Raw genomic sequence first — 16,796 nt, 5'->3', positions numbered from 1 at the left:
GCGGCAACGGCGCCGCCGGCGGCGGCCAGCGAGCCGAGCAGCGCGCCGACGCCGACGGTCTCGCCGGGATTGACCAGAACTTCGGCCAGCACGCCGTCAACCGGGGCCGGCACTTCGATGGTGACCTTGTCGGTCTCGAGCTCCACCACCGGCTCGTCGGCCTTCACGGCCTCGCCGGGCTTCTTGAACCAGCGTCCGATGGTGGCTTCCGTCACCGATTCGCCGAGGGTCGGAACGCGAATTTCCGTCGCCATGATCGTCTCGTCTTTCGTCTGAAATATCGTGTCGGGGGAAAGGCGGGAGGCTTGAGCTCCCGCCACTTGTGTCAGGTTCGGTTGCCGGGATCAGTCGCCGAGCGCTTCGTCGAGGAAGGCGGCAAGCTGGGCCAGGTGCTTGGACATCAGGCCGGTGGCGGTCGCCGCCGCCGGCGCACGGCCGGCATAGCGGGCACGCGGCACCTTGGCGCCGATCTGCTTGAGCACCCATTCCAGATACGGGTCGATGAAGGTCCAGGCACCCATGTTCTTGGGCTCTTCCTGGCACCAGACGAACTCCGCCTTGGGGAAGCGGCTGAGCTCGGCCACCAGGGCCTTGGCCGGGAAGGGATAGAGCTGCTCGACGCGCAACAGGTAGATGTCGTCGACGCCGCGCTTCTCGCGTTCCTCCAGGAGGTCGTAGTAGACCTTGCCCGTGCAGAGCACGACGCGGCGGATCTCCGCGTCCGGCTTCAGCTTGACCGTCACCGTCTCCGGGTCCGACTGAGCATTGTCCCAGAGCAGGCGATGGAACGAGGTGTCGGCGCCCATTTCCTCCAGCTTGGACACCGCACGCTTATGGCGCAGCAGCGACTTCGGCGTCATCAGGATCAGCGGCTTGCGGAAGTCGCGGGTCAGCTGACGGCGCAGGATGTGGAAATAGTTGGACGGGGTGGTGCAGTTGGCGACCTGCATGTTGTCTTCGGCGCACAGCTGCAGCCAGCGCTCGAGGCGACCGGAGGAATGCTCCGGACCCTGGCCCTCATAGCCATGCGGCAAGAGGCAGACGAGGCCGGACATGCGCAGCCACTTGCGCTCGCCGCCGGAGATGAACTGGTCGAACACCACCTGCGCGCCGTTGGCAAAGTCGCCGAACTGCGCTTCCCAGAGAGTGAGCGCGTTCGGACGGGCCAGCGAGTAGCCATATTCGAAGCCCAGCACCGCCTCTTCGGACAGCATGGAGTTGATCACTTCATAGGGCGCCTGATCGGGCGACAGGTTGGCGAGCGGGATATAGCGCGCCTCGGTCTCCTGATCGTAGAGCACGGTGTGACGCTGGGAGAAGGTGCCGCGTTCGCAGTCCTGACCCGACAGGCGGATCTTGTGACCGCCGACCACCAGCGAGCCGAAGGCCAGCGCCTCGGCCAGCGCCCAGTCGATGCCCTCGCCCGTCTCGATCGCCTTCTTGCGGGCGTCGAGGAAGCGCTGGATCGTGCGGTGCACGTTGAGCGTCGGCGGAACGGTGTTCAGCTTGAGGCCGATCTCGCGCAGCATGTCGAGGTTGACGCCCGACTGGCCGCGACGCTGTTCGTCGAAGCTGTCGGCCACCTTGAGGCCGGCCCAGGCGCCGTCGAGCCAGTCGGCCTTGTTGGGCTTGTAGGCCTGGCCCGCCTCGAACTCGGTGTCGAGCTTGGAGCGGAACTCGGCCTGCCAGGCGGCAACCTCATCGGCCGTCACCACGCCTTCGCCGGTCAGCTTCCTGGAATAGATCTGCAGCGTCGAATCGTGGCTGCGGATCTTCTTGTACATCATCGGCTGGGTGAACGCCGGCTCGTCGCCTTCGTTGTGACCGAAGCGGCGATAGCAGATCATGTCCACGACAACAGGCTTGTGGAACTTCTGCCGGTATTCGGTGGCGATCTTCGTGGCGAAGACCACGGCTTCGGGATCGTCGCCGTTGCAGTGGAAGATCGGCGCCTCGACCATCTTCGCCACGTCCGACGGATAGGGCGAGGAGCGCGAGAAATGCGGGTTGGTGGTGAAGCCGATCTGGTTGTTGATGATGAAATGCACCGAACCGCCGGTGCGGTGACCGCGCAGGCCCGACAGGCCGAGGCACTCGGCCACCACGCCCTGGCCGGCGAAGGCGGCGTCACCGTGGATCAGCAGCGGCAGCACCTTCACGCGCTCGGAGAGCGGAATGATGTCGCCTTCCCAGACCGTGGCGGTCTGGTCCTGCTTGGCGCGGGCCTTGCCCAGCACCACCGGATTGACGATTTCCAGATGCGAGGGGTTCGGCGTAAGGCTCAGGTGCACCTTGTTGCCGTCGAACTCGCGGTCCGAGGACGCGCCGAGGTGATACTTGACGTCACCGGAGCCTTCCACGTCGTCGGGGGCGTAGGAGCCGCCCTTGAACTCGTGGAACAGCGCACGGTGCGGCTTGCCCATCACCTGGGTCAGCACGTTGAGGCGGCCGCGGTGGGCCATGCCGACGACGACTTCCTTGACGCCGAGATTGCCGCCGCGCTTGATGATCTGCTCGAGCGCCGGGATCAGCGACTCGCCGCCGTCGAGGCCGAAGCGCTTGGTGCCGGTGAACTTGACGTCGAGGAACTTCTCGAAGCCTTCGGCCTCGATCAGCTTCTTGAGGATGGCGCGCTTGCCCTCGCGGGTGAACTCGATGTGCTTGTCCGGGCCTTCGATGCGGGCCTGGATCCAGCTCTTTTCCTCGGGGCTCGAGATGTGCATGAACTCGACGCCCAGCGTCGAGCAATAGGTGCGGCGCAGGATCTCGATCATCTGCCGCACGGTGGCGAATTCGAGCCCGAGCACGTGATCGATGAAGATCGGACGGTCCATGTCGGCTTCGGTGAAGCCGTAGGACGAGGGATGCAGCTCCTCGTGATCCTGCTTCTTGGCGATATCCAGCGGATCGAGGTTGGCGTGCAGGTGGCCGCGCATGCGATAGGCGCGGATCATCATGATGGCACGGACCGAATCGAGGGTCGCCTGGCGCAGCTGAGCCTCGGAGATGCCACCGGCGGGCGCCGCCTTGGCTTCGATCTTCTTCTCGACCTTCTTGGCGGTCTCGCTCCAGTCGCCGTCGAGGGCGGACACCCAGTCGCCCGTCGGCTTGGGCGGCCAGTCAGGCCGGGCCCAGGAGGCGCCGCGTTTCTCGCCCACGTCATGGGTCGCTTCGGAAAGGTCGCCGAAGAAGGCCGCCCATTCCGGATCCACTGACTTGGGATCCTTGAGATACTTGGCCTCGATCTCCTCGATATACTTGGCGTTGCCGCCGTAGAGGAAGGAAGAGCGGGCGAATGCTTCGTTTTCGTCCTGTCGTGCCATGACCGCATCGGGACCGTCGGGCCCCGTCCTCAGGTATCGGCGCTTGTCGTCCCGCGCCTATCCGGGGGGAAAAGCCGCGGAGGGAATACCCCGCGGCTCCATCATTCTTGTTCTGGTACCAACTCGCCAGGATGCTGACGCATCGGCTCGTTGAAACTGCTGCCTCAGCCCTTGAGGACTTCCACCAGCGTCTTGCCGAGCTTGGCCGGCGAGGGAGACACGCGGATGCCCGCCGCTTCCATGGCGGCGATCTTGTCCTCGGCTCCACCCTTGCCGCCGGAGATCACGGCGCCGGCGTGGCCCATGGTGCGTCCCGGAGGCGCCGTGCGGCCGGCGATGAAGCCGACCATGGGCTTCTTGCGACCGCGCTTGGCTTCGTCCTTGATGAACTGCGCCGCGTCTTCCTCGGCCGAACCACCGATCTCACCGATCATGATGATCGATTGTGTCGCTTCGTCGGCGAGGAACATCTCGAGCATGTCGATGAACTCGGTGCCCTTGACCGGGTCACCGCCGATGCCGACGGCCGTGGTCTGGCCGAGGCCTTCGTTGGAGGTCTGGAACACCGCCTCATAGGTCAGCGTGCCCGAGCGCGAGACGATGCCCACCGAGCCCTTCTTGAAGATGGAGCCCGGCATGATGCCGATCTTGCACTCTTCCGGCGTCAGCACGCCGGGGCAGTTGGGGCCGAGCAGGCGCGACTTGGACTTGTCGAGACGGGCCTTGACCTTGACCATGTCCTGCACCGGGATGCCCTCGGTGATGCAGACGATGAAGGGGATCTCGGCGTCGATGGCCTCGATGATGGCGGCGCCGGCACCGGCCGGTGGCACGTAGATCACCGAAGCATTGGCGCCGGTGGCCTCCTTGGCTTCGCCGACGGAGGCGAAGATCGGCAGGCTGGCGGCGCCGTCGACGCCCGAGGTCCAGGTCTCGCCGCCCTTGGCGGGATGCACGCCGGCGACCATCTTGGTGCCGTAATAGGCGAGCGCCTGTTCGGTGTGGAAGGTACCCGTCTTGCCGGTGAGGCCCTGGACGATGACCTTGGTATCCTTGTTGACGAGAATGGACATCGTTCTCAGTTCCCCTTAACCGCGGCCACGATCTTCTGGGCGGCATCGTCGAGATCATCGGCGGAGATCACGTTGAGCCCGCTCTCGTTGATGATCTTCTTGCCGAGCGCCACGTTGGTGCCTTCGAGGCGCACCACCAGCGGCACCTTGAGGCCCACGTCACGCACGGCCGCCAGCACGCCCTCGGCGATGACGTCGCAGCGCATGATGCCGCCGAAGATGTTGACCAGGATGCCCTTCACGGCCGGATCGGCGGTGATGATCTTGAAGGCGGCCGTGACCTTTTCCTTGGAGGCGCCACCGCCCACGTCGAGGAAGTTGGCCGGCTCGGCGCCATAGAGCTTGATGATGTCCATGGTGGCCATGGCAAGACCGGCGCCGTTGACCATGCAGCCGATGTTGCCGTCCAGCGCCACATAGGCGAGGTCGAACTTGGAGGCCTCGATTTCCTTCTCGTCCTCTTCCGTCAGGTCGCGCAGGGCCTGCACGTCCTTGTGGCGGAACAGCGAGTTGCCGTCGAAGGAGACCTTGGCGTCGAGGACGCGCAGGTGGCCGTCCTTCATAACGATCAGCGGGTTCACTTCGAGCAGGCTCATGTCCTTCTCGGTGAAGGCGGTGTAGAGCGCCGGGAACAGGCTGGCGGCGTCTTCGGCGGCAGCGCCTTCGAGCTTCAGCGCGGCGCAGATCTTGGCCACGTCGGCGGCGGTCACGCGGCTGATGGGGTCGATCGCCACGGTGATGATCTTTTCAGGGGTGTCATGGGCCACCGTCTCGATATCCATGCCGCCTTCGGTGGACACCACGAAGGCCACCTTGCCGACCGAGCGGTCGACCAGCAGCGAGCAGTAGAGCTCGCGATCGATGTCGGCGCCACCCTCGATGTAGAGGCGGTTGACCTGCTTGCCGGCCGGGCCGGTCTGCTTGGTCACCAGCGTCGCACCGAGCATCTGGGAAGCGAACTGCTTCACCTCTTCGATGGACTTGGCCAGACGAACACCGCCCTTTTCGCCGGCGGAGGCTTCCTTGAACTTGCCCTTGCCGCGACCGCCGGCATGGATCTGGCTCTTGACGACCCAGAGCGGGCCGGGAAGCGACTTGGCGGCAGCCTCGGCTTCATCGGCGGTGAAGATGGGCACACCTGCAGCAACGGGGGCACCGAAGCCTTTGAGCAGGGCCTTGGCCTGGTATTCGTGGATGTTCATCCGGCGTCCTCGAATAAGGGGAGAGTGGTTACGAGAGCGGCGCGCGAAAACTAAGTAGTTTTTCGCACGCCGATCCAATTTTTTGCCGCTTTGACCTGAACTATCCGTATTTATGCCAGTCCAGGGCGAGGCGGTTATACTAAAGAAGGAGGCTTGTGGCCTTCTTCGTATCAGGCCAGAGACGGAGCAATCGTCTTGCAAGCGTCGACGAGACCCTTGACTGCGCCAACCGACTTCTCGAAGCCGGCCTTCTCATCGCCCTTGAGCTCGATCTCGATGACCTTCTCGATGCCGCCGGCGCCGATGATGGTGGGTACGCCGACATACATGTCTTCGACGCCATATTCACCGTTGAGATAGGCGGCGCAGGGCAGCACGCGCTTCTGGTCCTTGAGATAAGACTCGGCCATGACGATGGCCGAAGCAGCCGGAGCGTAGAAGGCCGAACCGGTCTTCAGCAGGCCGACGATCTCGGCGCCGCCGTCGCGGGTGCGCTGGATGATCTTGTCGAGCTTTTCCTGGGTGGTCCAGCCGAGCTTGACGAGGTCGGGCAGCGGAATGCCGGCAACGGTCGAATAGCGCGGCAGCGGCACCATGGTGTCGCCGTGGCCACCGAGCACGAAGGCGGTGACGTCTTCCACCGAGACGTTGAATTCCTCGGAGAGGAAATAGCGGAAGCGGGCGCTGTCGAGCACGCCGGCCATGCCGACCACATGCGACTTGGGCAGACCCGAGAACTTCTGCAGGGCCCAGACCATGGCGTCGAGCGGGTTGGTGATGCAGATCACGAAGGCGGTGGGGGCATATTTGGCGATGCCGGCGCCGACCTGTTCCATGACCTTGAGGTTGATGCCGAGGAGGTCGTCGCGGCTCATGCCCGGCTTGCGGGGCACGCCGGCAGTGACGATCACGACGTCGGAGCCTTCAAGGGCTTCGTAAGAGTTGGTCCCCGCGAGCTTGGCATTGAAGCCGTCGACGGGCGACGATTCGGCAAGATCCAGGGCCTTGCCCTGAGGCGTTCCTTCCGCGATGTCAAACAGGACGACGTCGCCAAGTTCCTTCAGGCTGGCCAGGTGAGCCAGGGTGCCGCCAATCTGGCCAGCGCCCACCAGTGCGATCTTTTTCCGCGCCATTGTTATATGCCTTCCGTTTACGTAAAGGTCAATTAGACTGACATCAGTCGGCCCGCAATACAATGACTACTGCAAACACGCAAGCCAAACTGAAGGCTAATGGCGAATTTTTGAGAAAAAGAGGAGGTTTTCGTGTTCGTTTTGCCCCAGACTTCTTACTTACTTACGTTTGCGTAAGGCAAGGACCTGAAGGGGTTTACCCGGCATTGACAGAGGCGTCGTCGGCCCGGCGCGGCGGGTTGGTGCGCCAGACTTCCGAACGCATCTCGGTCAGGCGCGAGGCGGTGCGGTCGAACTCGAAGGCCTCGGTGCCATGGTCGGCGCGGTAGAGGTGGTTGGGCTCGGCCGCCGCCGACAGCACCAGCTTGATGCCCTCGTCATAGAGCACGTCGATCAGCGTGATGAAGCGCTTGGTCTCGTTGCGCCGCTCGTAGACGAGCACCGGCACATTCTCGACGAAGATGGTGTGGAAGCGCTCGGCCAGCAGGCGATAGTCGGCCGCGCCGAGCGGGCGGGCGCAGAGGTCGTCGAAGGTGAAGCGGGCATGGCCGCCGGCCACATGGGGTACGTGCAGCGTCCGCCCCTTGATGGAGAGGTCGAGCGGGGCGGCGTGCTCGGCGCCGGTCAGGCGCTCCCACAGGCGATCGAAGGCGACGGCCGTGTCGCGGCCGAGCGGGGAGAGATAGACCTCGTGCGTGCCGAGCTTGTCGAGGCGGTAGTCGGTGTCCGAGCCGAGATGGATCACCTTGCAGCGCGCCTTCAGTTCGCCGAGGAAGGGCAGGAAGCTGCCCCGGTTGAGGCCGTCGCGATAGAGATTGTCGGGCACCACGTTGGAGGTGGTCACCAGCACCACGCCCAACGCGAACAGCCTGGAGAACAGCCGGCCGAGCAGCATGGCGTCGGCGATGTCGGTCACCGAGAATTCGTCGAAGCAGAGAAGCTTGACCTCGGCGCCGAGCTCGGCGGCGACGATCTCGATGGGATCGCGGCTGTCGCCGGCGGCCATGGCCTTGCGGGCGCGGGCCACGCGGTCATGGGTCGAGGCCATGAAGGCATGGAAATGCTGGCGGCGCTTGCGCGGTTCGCAGGCGAGCTCGAAGAACAGATCCATCAGCATGGTCTTGCCGCGCCCGACACCGCCCCAGACATAGAGACCGCGGGGGGCATTTCCGGCCGGCTTCTTGCGGCCGAACAGCCAGCCAAGAGCCGAGCCCTTGGCGGCGAGCTTTTCCTCTTCCAGGCCGTGCAGCACATGGTCGAGTTCGACGGCAACGAGCCGCTGGGCGGGGTCGGGCGAAATCTCGCCCGCCGCCACCTTCTGGTCATAGCAATCGGTGACCCCGCGTCCGCGGGGCAGATCGGCGCGAAAATCCGTCTGCGCCCGCGACGGCCGTCCGTCTTTCATGCGCCGGGCTTCAACCGCGGAAGAACTGGACGCCGCGCTTGCTGACGTCGGTCTGACCGGAGAAGCGGGTGGGCGCGGAGGCGAGCAGGCGCGCGACGACGGCGCCGGAGGCGTCCTTCAGCAGCACTTCCTTGCCGTTGAGGTCCCAGGCGCCGATGGACTTCAGCTCGTCCGAGGCGCAGCCGCGCGTCGAGGCGCGGTAACCGCCGGTCCAGGTGGTCAGGTTCATGGAGAGCTGGCAGGTTTCGCCGGCCGACGCCAGCGTCCAGCCGCCGATGAGATCGGTCTTGCGAACTTCCGTCGCGGTGGCGGCCGACGGCATGGCGGCGGCAGCGCCCGCACCGGTGGCGGCGTCGGCGGCTGCCATCTGGTCGGTGGGCATGGTGATCGGCGGCGGCAGGGTCTGCGAGGCCACGGGGCTGGTGGGCGCCGCCGGCAGCGGCTGGATCATCGGAGGCGGCGCCGAATAGGTTCCGCAAGCTGCCATCAGAACGGCCGGGACAAGGCTCAACACCAGTTTCATGCGCATCTTCACAACTCCCAATCGGTCCAGCCGTCTGCCTTCGGTTCCCGGACAGCCCCTGAAGGCCCACCCGTTGCCTCACCGACTGCAGAGGCGTGCGAGACCAGCTGCGGCTATCCAGCTGATTCTCTCATTTTCCGGCATATGATAGCGGGGTTGTCCATCAAGGAAAACGCCACAATTGGCAAAAGCGGGTCGCATCTGCAAGATCGCAGCGGTTCGGCTCACTGGACAGGGCGCAAGGCCTGCCCTACCAAGGCAGGGACGAGCCTATCGGAGACCCGACGATGATCGCCTTCCTGGTCCGGACCACGGGCCTTGCGCTGTTTGCCGTTGCCATCGTTGCACTGATTGCCGACGGCATCCGATCGATCGCCGCCAACGACCTGGTGTTCACCTCGCTCGAGGACAGCTGGACGGCGCTCGACAGCGCCTCGTTCGCCGCCGCCCGCAGCTTCCTGCAAGCCCGTATCGGCGCCGACAGCTGGACGGGCCTGGTCGCGCCGATCATCGGTTGGCCGGCCTTTGCGGTGATCGGCGTGCCGGCGATCCTGCTGATGCTCCTGGGGGCGCGCCGGCGGCCCGGAGGCCGCAGGCGCTGACGCCCCCGCCGCCTCAACGGCGGTTGAGCCGCAGGGTGCGGATCTCGAAGGGCGAGAAGCTCAGGGCCACGCGACCGTCATCGACGAAACACGGCCGGATGTCGCGCTCGAGCAGGTTGACCTCGTCGGCAGAGACGACGAAGTCGGCCAGCACCAGATCGACCTCGGTCCGTCGGCCGCGCGTTTCCCAAAGACGGACGATCAGCCCGTCATTGTCTTCAGCCTTCTTCACCGCCTCGACGGTAACGCCGTGGCCGTCGATCTCGAACAGGCTGCGGCTCGGCGCCGCGGTTGCCGCACCGCTGCCGGCGATCAGGCGCAGCGGCAGGTTGAAGGCTTCCGCCTCGTCCGGCACGGCCTCGGCGGTGCCGTGGTGCAGGAAGACGGCATAGCGGAAACGGTGCTCGCCCTCGTCGGCCTTGGGCCAGGGATAGATGGGCGAACGCAGCAGCGTCAGGCGGATCATGCGATCGCGCGCGTCATAGCCGTATTTGCAGTCGTTCAGCAGTGCGACGCCGAAGTCGGGTTCGGAAATGTCGACCCAGCGCTGCATGGAGCATTCAAAGCGGGCGCGATCCCAGGAGGTGTTCTTGGCGATCGAGCGCTTGACGTGGCCGAACTGGATTTCCGAGCGCACCTCGTCGGAGTTGACGTCCACCGGGAACTCGGCCTTCAGCAGCGTGCGCCGCTCCTGCCAGTCGACGAAGGTGTCGATGTCGAGGCGCGCGGCACCCGCCTCAAGGCTGATCACCTGCACAATCTTGGAAGACTCATAGGCATATTCGGCGCGGATGGCGGCGCGATAGGGACCGGCTTCCACTAGTTCGAGCGACCGCAGGTCCTCGATCGGCCAGGACACTTCCTCGAAATAGTCGTCGATGTCCCAGGCTTCCCAGTCCATGGGAATGTCGCGATAGGCCACGAGGCGATTGGCCTGACGGCCGAGCGGCAGAGCCTGACGGCCGGTGCGCTTGTCCACCAGCGAGGTGATCTGGCCGAGCGCGTTGAACTCGGCGCGAAGAAGGGCGTTTTCAAGGTGATGGGTCGAGCCGGCGACCGGTCCCACGTCGGCAGCCGTGGCCGCGGCCCCACTCAGCGCCACGGCACGACCACCACTGGCCGGCACGGCGGCGAGCGGCGCGATGGCCTCGATCCGGCCGTCGGCGCGATGAATGGTCTGGCTCGCCACGGCCTTGCCGCCGTCCACCAGCGTCTTGCCCTCGGGCAGGGTGACGAAGCCGGTGCGCTTGCGGCCGAGCACGTTCAGCACGAAATGGTCCGCCTCGCCGGCGGTCAGGCGACCGGCCAACTCGTCCCGCAGGGCGGCGGCAGCGGCGAAGAAGGCGGCGTAGTCCACGTCGCTGTCGTCATAGACGGGGCCGATGGAGGAGCCGGGCAGGATGTCGTGGAACTGGTTGAGCAGGGCGATCTTCCACAGCTGCCACAGGCGTTCCGCCGGATAGTCGAAGCTGCCGTCCACGAGGGCCAGCGTTGCGAGCGCTTCAAGCTCGCGCAGCGCGATCTCGGCCTGACGGTTGTTGGCCTTGTTCTTGGCCACGGAGGTCAGCGTGCCGCGATGCAGTTCGAGATAGAGTTCGCCCACCCAGGTCGGATAGGCCTCGGGGTCGGCCTTCATGGCGTTGACGAGGCGTTCCAGGAAGGGACGCATATGCTCGTGGCGCACCTTGGGGCAGCCGGGAATGCCGCGTTCCATGCGGCGGATATTTTCCAGCATGCCGCGGGTCGGGCCGCCACCGCCGTCGCCATGGCCGTAGACCATGAACAGCTCGCCCTCGATCGGCTTCTGGCTGAAGCGCTTGTAGGCGCCCATGATGTAGCGCGGCGCCACGTCCGGGTTATAGGTGGTGTTGATGCCGTCGTAGGTATAGTTCTGCGTGGTCAGGAAATAGGCCGGCACCTTGCTGCCGTCGATGCCCTGCCAGTGGAACTTCTCGTAGGGCATGCGATTGGTGTCGTTCCACGACAGCTTGTGGGTGACGAAGACGTCGAGATCGGCGAGCCGCATCATTTGCGGCAGGGCGGCGGAATAGCCGAAGGTGTCCGGCAGCCACACCACATGCGGCGTCACCTTGAACTCGCGCTCGTGATAGCGGACGCCGTAGAGAATGTGGCGGGCCAGCGCTTCACCGCCGGTGACGTTGACGTCCGGCTCCAGCCAGAGCGCGCCCTCGATCTCGAACTCGCCCGTCTTGACCTTGTCCTTGATGCGGCCCGTCAGCTCCGGATAGTCCTGCGCGATGTAATCGAACAGCACGCACTGGTTATACATGAAGCGATAGTCGGGATATTGCTCCATCAGCGCCAGCACGGTGGAGAAGGAGCGGGCGCCCTTCTGCCGGGTTTCCTTGACGCGCCAGAGCCAGGCGATGTCGATATGGGTGTGGCCGGTGGCGACGATCTCCGGCATGCCCGTGAAATCGGCGGCGGCATAGATCTCGTCCGCAAGCTTTTCGGCCGCCTGGAGCGAGGCGGCGAAGCGCTCGGGGTTGCCGGCGCGCAGGTCGACGCGCTTCAGCGCCTCGTCGACGCGGTTGAGGATCAGATGCTTGCGGGCGTCGTCGTCTTTGAGGAGACGCGCCACGTCGGTCGGCACCTTCAGATCGTAATAGATCTTCTCGGCCAGAGTATCGTTGACCATCAGCTCGATCTCGAAGCCCATCAGGCGGCGGCCGTCATGCACGCAGCCCGCTTCGATCAGCAGTTCGAAGGCGGTGCCGGGCACGGCATTGTCCATCAGGTGGAATTCCTGGTGGAAGCCGTCGACGCCCTGATGCAGCTTGCCGTTCACCCGAACGAGGCACTGCGGCAGGCTGCGGCCCATGGGATAGGCGAACTCGGCGATGACGCGGGCGAAGACGCGCTGGCCGCGCGCCGCCTCGGGGATCACCGCCGTCCCGGCGAACCAGGTGTAGACGTCCGGACCGCTCCAGACGAGATCCTTGACCACTGGCGCCCAGTCACCCCGGGTCTCGGCCAGAACCTTCGGCCGGTCATCTTCGGGTGCCGACTTGTAGATCAGGGGAACGAACTCGCCGAGCGGCGTGAAGATCCGCTCCGACAGCACCTGGAGCAGACGGTCGATCTTGGCTAGTCGGTTCATGTTTCAAGCCTGGAGGTTGAGTTCGATCTGCTCGATGAGGCGCGGCAGGTCGGACAGGGCGTAGATGGTATGGTCGGGACATTCCCAATCGTCCGCCGGTTGATGGCTGCGACGGCGCGACCAGCCCATGAAGATGCTGATCAGGCCGAGACGATTGGCACCGGCAATATCCCGCGCCAGATTGTTGCCAACCATGGCTATCAGACCTCGATCAATGCAATCAAGGCCGAGGTCCGTAATTGCCCTCGCAAAAATACGAGGGTCGGGCTTGTGCACACCCACATCCTCGGAAATGGCGTGGGCGCTGAAATGATCCCACAGGCCGCGCGGCTTCAGCACATTCTCGAAGGTGGCGCGCGGACCGTCGGCGACCAGGGCAAGACGATGACCGTCCAGGACCAGGCGGTCGAGACACCAGCGGGCCGCCGGAATGAGCTCGGCCGCCGTCACCACTTCGGTGTCCTCGAACTTCACCTCGCTGCCTTCATCGACAAGCGTGTCGCCGCAATCGAGGAAGAGGGCGGCAAGATGGGGCACGCTTGTCGGCAGGCCGGCGATGAGATCGGTGACGCGGGCCGGTATCCAGGCGTCGAGTTCGCCCCAGGCAACGAGGCGCGGCGCGTGCCGGTCAGAGCTGTCGGAGAAGCTGAAGGCCGGCTGGAACGCCCGCCGCTTCAGGAACAGGCGGGCCAGGCGGGCGTCGAAGCGGCTCGCGGAAAAGCGGCCGGCTTCGGCGAAGCGATTGCCGAGGTGCACGCCCTCAAGGCCGGCGCCGTCGCGGCCGCATTGGCCCTCGATCCGGCGCGAGGCGGCGATCAGCGCGTCTGGCTCGGGCCAGTGGGCATGCTTGCCGGGTTCGCTCACCAGCAGGGGGCGCATGCCCTCGAGCGGCAGGCTGCCGTCGGCGCGGCGCATGGCGAGGCGCTGTCCGTGCTGCGAAGCCTCGACGGCGACCACCGTACCGTCGGCCTCGGCATGCACCCAGACATGCTCGAGATCGTAGAGATGCTGGATGTCCCAGTCGTACCAGACCGCATATTCGGCCACATAGGCTGCCTGCGGACGGATCTCGAACTTCGAGGACAGCGACCGGGCCGGGCCGTGATAGACCGCCCAGCCGAAGACGAGCGGCCGGAAGGGCTCGCGGTCGTCGAGGCGCAGCAGCGGGCGGTGGCGGACGGCAATGTCGCCGTCGGCTCCCGCCCGGGTCTCCACGGGCAGGCCGTTCATGCCGGGATCACACCGGTCAGCGACAGACCGTCGGCGTGGTGACAGCGCACCTTGCGTCCCTGCCCCATGTCGCGCAGCTCCGGCACCTCGGCCTTGCAGCGGTCGGTGGCATAGGCGCAGCGCGGGTGGAAGGCGCAACCCGACGGCGCGTTGGCCGGATCGGCGATCTCGCCCTTGAGCGCCACGCGCTTGCGGGCGTGGCGGGCGCGCGGATCGGGCTCGGGCACGGCCGACAGCAGCGCTTCCGTATAGGGATGCAAGGGCTTGGCAAACAAGGCCTCGGTCGGCGCCACCTCGACGAGACGACCGACATACATCACGCCGATCCGGTTGGAGATATGCTCCACCATGGACAGATCGTGAGTGATGAACAGATAGGTCAGGCCGAACTTTTCCTGCAGGTCCTGCAGGAGGTTGATGTTCTGCGCGGCCACCGACACGTCGAGCGCCGACACCGCTTCGTCGGCGGCGATGAAGCTCGGGTTGAGGGCAAGCGCGCGGGCAATGCCGATGCGCTGGCGCTGGCCGCCGGAGAAGGCGTGCGGATAGCGCGACACATATTCGGGCCTCAGGCCCACCAGCGTCAGCAGTTCCTGCACCCGGTCGCGGATCTCGCCCTGGCTGCCGCGGCCGTGGATGATCAGCGGCTCGCCGATCAGGTCGAGCAGCGTCATGCGCGGGTTGAGCGAGGAATAGGGATCCTGGAAGATCATCTGCATCTGCTCGCGGATCGGCCGGAGTTCGGCTTCCCTGAGCGTGGAGATGTCGAGGTTCGATCCATCCGGCTGGCGGAACAGGATTTCGCCGGCGGTCAGCGTGTAAGCGCGCAGGATCAGGCGAGCGACGGTGGACTTGCCCGAGCCGGACTCACCGACGAGGCCGAAGGTCTCGCCGCGCTTGATGTCGAAGGAGACGTCGTCGACGGCCTTCACATGGCCGACCACGCGCTGCAACCAGCCTTTCTGGATCGGGAAGTGTTTCTTGAGGCCCCTGACGGAGATGAGGGTGTCGTCGGCGAGGGCTGTCATGACACGAGCTCCGGCAGGCTGTCGGCGAGGTGGCAGCGGGCGATCTGGCCACCGTCAAAGGTCCGGGAAGCGGGCTCGGCCACGTCGCAGCGACCGGCAACGGCGTGCTCGCAGCGCGGATGGAAGACGCAACCCGCGGGGATGTTGAAGGGATCGGGCACCATGCCCGGAATGGTCTTCAGCCGATGCACGCGCTTCTGGCCGAGGCGCGGGATCGATTGCAGCAGCGCCCGGGTATAGGGGTGCTTGGGATGGTAGAAGATCTGGTCCACCGTGCCCGTCTCGGCGACGCGGCCGAGATACATCACCGCCACGCGGTCGGCGATGTCGGCGACCACGCCGAAATTATGGGTGATGAAGATGATGGCCATGCCGAACTCGGCCTGCAGCGAGCGCAACAGGTCGAGGATCTGCGCTTCCGTCGTCACGTCGAGGGCCGTGGTCGGCTCGTCGGCGATCAGCAGCGACGGCTCGCAGGTCAGCGCCAGCGCGATCATCGCCCGCTGGCGCATGCCGCCGGAGAGCTGATGGGGGTAGACGTCGACCATTTCCCTGGGGCGCGGCATCTGCACGCGGGCCAGCAGATCGATGGCACGGTTGCGGGCCGCTTCCTTGCTGGCGCCGGTGTGCAGCTGGTAGGTGCGGGCGATCTGGGTGCCGATGCTGTGCACCGGCGACAGCGCCGTCATCGGCTCCTGGAACACCATGCCGATGTGGCGGCCACGGATGGAGCGGATCTCGCGTCCGTCGCGCGGCAGACGGTTGAGTTCGGTCACCGAGCCGTCGGGCAGGCGGAAGCGGATGGCGCCGCCGGCGTCGAGGGCCGTCTTCGGCTGCAGGCGCATGATGGAGCGCACCGTCACCGACTTGCCCGATCCGCTTTCGCCGACGACCCCGAGCACCTCGCCCTTGTTCACGTGGTAGGAGACGCCGTTGACGGCGCGCACCAGACCTTCGCGCAGGGAAAAATGCACCGCGACGTCGTTGAGTTCGATGAGCCGCTCGGGCGGCATGGGAGGGAGGGTTTCACCGGCCATAGGGATCCGCCGCGTCTCTGAGGCCGTCGCCAAGGAAATTGAAGGCCAGAACGATGATGACCACGGCCACGCCCGGCAGCAGCAGCCAGGGAGCGAGCGCGATGGAACGAAGGTTTTGCGCGTCCTGCAGCAGCACGCCCCAGCTGACGACCGGCGGCCGGAGGCCGAGGCCGAGGAAGCTCAGCGCCGTCTCGCCGAGGATCATCTCGGGCACGGCCAGCGTCAGGGCGGCGATGATGTAGGAGGTCATCGCCGGCAGCATGTGCTTGGTGATGATGCGGAATTCGGAAGCCCCCGACAGGCGGGCCGCCATCACGTAATCCTCGTTGCGCAAGGCAAGGAAGCGCCCGCGCACCACGCGCGCCAGATAGGTCCAGCCGATCAGCGAGAGGATCACCGTGATCAGCACGTAGACATAGAGCGGATCCCAGGCGATAGGCACGGCGGCAGCAAGGCCCATCCACAAGGGGATGGTCGGGATCGAGCGGATGAACTCCATCAACCGCTGGATCGAGGTGTCCAGCATGCCGCCGTAATAACCGGAGATGGCGCCGAGACCGAGGCCGAGCAGGAAGGAGAAGCTGACGCCGACGAGGCCGGCCGACAGCGTCACTCGCGCGCCGTACATGAGGCGGGTGAACAGGTCGCGGCCAAGGGCGTCGGTGCCCAGAAGGTTGAGCTTCTGCTTGGGATCGTCGAGGCCGAACAGGTGCAGCTTGGTCGGGATCAGGCCGAGGAAATCATATTCGGGGCCTTCGACGAAGAAGCGCACCGGGATGATCCTGGTCTCGTCGGTGGCATAGATCACGCGGGCCGTATCCGGATCGCGCGAGCGCTTCAGGCCGTAGACGAAGGGGCCTTCGAAGCCGTTGGCGCTGAACAGGTGCACGCTTTGCGGCGGCACGAAAGTCTGCAGCTTCTCGATGTCGAAGGGGCGATAGGGCGAGACGAAGTCGGCGAAGAGGGCGCCGCTGTAGGACAGGATCAGAAGGACAAGCGAGGCCACGGCCAGCTTGTGCTTGCGGAAGCGCCACCAGATCAGCGTCCAGGGCTTGGCGGTGTAAAGCCGCTCTTCCTGTCTGACGTCCTCGGGCGCGGTCGATGCAAGGGTGCTCATGG

At 65.5% G+C, this 16,796-nt stretch carries 13 protein-coding genes; 1 reads left to right on the top strand and 12 read right to left on the bottom strand.

Features of this window, described 5'->3' with window-relative positions:
- The 7 genes from L2I41_RS19585 to L2I41_RS19555 form a co-directional block, all read right to left on the bottom strand.
- The coding region (locus L2I41_RS19585; protein ID WP_304610567.1) for a biotin/lipoyl-containing protein at positions 1-254 on the bottom strand (254 nt) is incomplete at its 3' end.
- Positions 255-344: 90 nt separating this feature from the next.
- The gene (locus tag L2I41_RS19580) at positions 345-3,323 is read right to left on the bottom strand and encodes a 2-oxoglutarate dehydrogenase E1 component (RefSeq protein WP_237155274.1); all 2,979 of its coding nucleotides are present in this window, start codon (positions 3,321-3,323) and stop codon (positions 345-347) included.
- Between the two features lie 164 nt (positions 3,324-3,487).
- Positions 3,488-4,396 carry a succinate--CoA ligase subunit alpha gene (sucD, locus tag L2I41_RS19575; RefSeq protein ID WP_237155273.1) on the bottom strand — a complete coding sequence of 303 codons (909 nt, stop codon included), beginning with the start codon at positions 4,394-4,396 and terminating at the stop codon, positions 3,488-3,490.
- A gap of 5 nt (positions 4,397-4,401) precedes the next feature.
- Positions 4,402-5,598 (bottom strand): ADP-forming succinate--CoA ligase subunit beta, encoded by a 1,197-nt coding sequence (gene sucC, locus L2I41_RS19570; protein WP_237155272.1) that lies wholly within the window; start codon positions 5,596-5,598, stop codon positions 4,402-4,404.
- A gap of 170 nt (positions 5,599-5,768) precedes the next feature.
- A complete protein-coding gene (gene mdh / locus L2I41_RS19565; protein ID WP_237155271.1) occupies positions 5,769-6,731 on the bottom strand; it encodes a malate dehydrogenase in 963 nt (320 codons plus the stop codon).
- A 196-nt stretch (positions 6,732-6,927) separates the two neighbouring features.
- A complete protein-coding gene (zapE, locus tag L2I41_RS19560; protein WP_237155270.1) occupies positions 6,928-8,136 on the bottom strand; it encodes a cell division protein ZapE in 1,209 nt (402 codons plus the stop codon).
- 10 nt (positions 8,137-8,146) lie between these two features.
- The gene (locus L2I41_RS19555) at positions 8,147-8,665 is read right to left on the bottom strand and encodes an AprI/Inh family metalloprotease inhibitor (protein WP_237155268.1); all 519 of its coding nucleotides are present in this window, start codon (positions 8,663-8,665) and stop codon (positions 8,147-8,149) included.
- A 281-nt stretch (positions 8,666-8,946) separates the two neighbouring features.
- Between L2I41_RS19555 and L2I41_RS19550 the strand changes: the two genes are divergently transcribed.
- Entirely contained in the window at positions 8,947-9,261 is a 315-nt protein-coding gene (locus L2I41_RS19550) for a hypothetical protein (protein ID WP_237155267.1), read from the top strand.
- Positions 9,262-9,274: 13 nt separating this feature from the next.
- Here L2I41_RS19550 and L2I41_RS19545 read toward each other — a convergent pair whose 3' ends face one another.
- Genes L2I41_RS19545 through L2I41_RS19525 form a run of 5 tightly spaced genes read right to left on the bottom strand, consistent with a single transcriptional unit; the run spans position 9,275 to position 16,794 of the window.
- Positions 9,275-12,382, bottom strand: coding sequence for an alpha-mannosidase (locus L2I41_RS19545; protein ID WP_237155266.1), 3,108 nt, complete (start codon positions 12,380-12,382; stop codon positions 9,275-9,277).
- Between the two features lie 3 nt (positions 12,383-12,385).
- The gene (locus tag L2I41_RS19540; RefSeq protein WP_237155265.1) at positions 12,386-13,612 is read right to left on the bottom strand and encodes an HAD family hydrolase; all 1,227 of its coding nucleotides are present in this window, start codon (positions 13,610-13,612) and stop codon (positions 12,386-12,388) included.
- Positions 13,609-14,640, bottom strand: coding sequence for an ABC transporter ATP-binding protein (locus L2I41_RS19535; RefSeq protein ID WP_237155264.1), 1,032 nt, complete (start codon positions 14,638-14,640; stop codon positions 13,609-13,611). Before L2I41_RS19535 ends, L2I41_RS19540 begins: the two co-directional genes overlap by 4 nt.
- The gene (locus tag L2I41_RS19530; protein ID WP_237155263.1) at positions 14,637-15,677 is read right to left on the bottom strand and encodes an ABC transporter ATP-binding protein; all 1,041 of its coding nucleotides are present in this window, start codon (positions 15,675-15,677) and stop codon (positions 14,637-14,639) included. The genes L2I41_RS19535 and L2I41_RS19530 overlap by 4 nt, the downstream gene beginning before the upstream one ends.
- Complete coding sequence (locus tag L2I41_RS19525; protein ID WP_237155262.1) at positions 15,667-16,794, bottom strand: ABC transporter permease; 1,128 nt, start codon at positions 16,792-16,794, stop codon at positions 15,667-15,669. Before L2I41_RS19525 ends, L2I41_RS19530 begins: the two co-directional genes overlap by 11 nt.
- Positions 16,795-16,796 lie beyond the last annotated feature (2 nt).

Origin of the sequence: Oryzibacter oryziterrae (assembly GCF_021864535.1) — a bacterium.
Lineage (GTDB): Bacteria > Pseudomonadota > Alphaproteobacteria > Rhizobiales > Pleomorphomonadaceae > Pleomorphomonas > Pleomorphomonas oryziterrae.
This window is presented reverse-complemented; position numbering and strand designations above follow the sequence as displayed.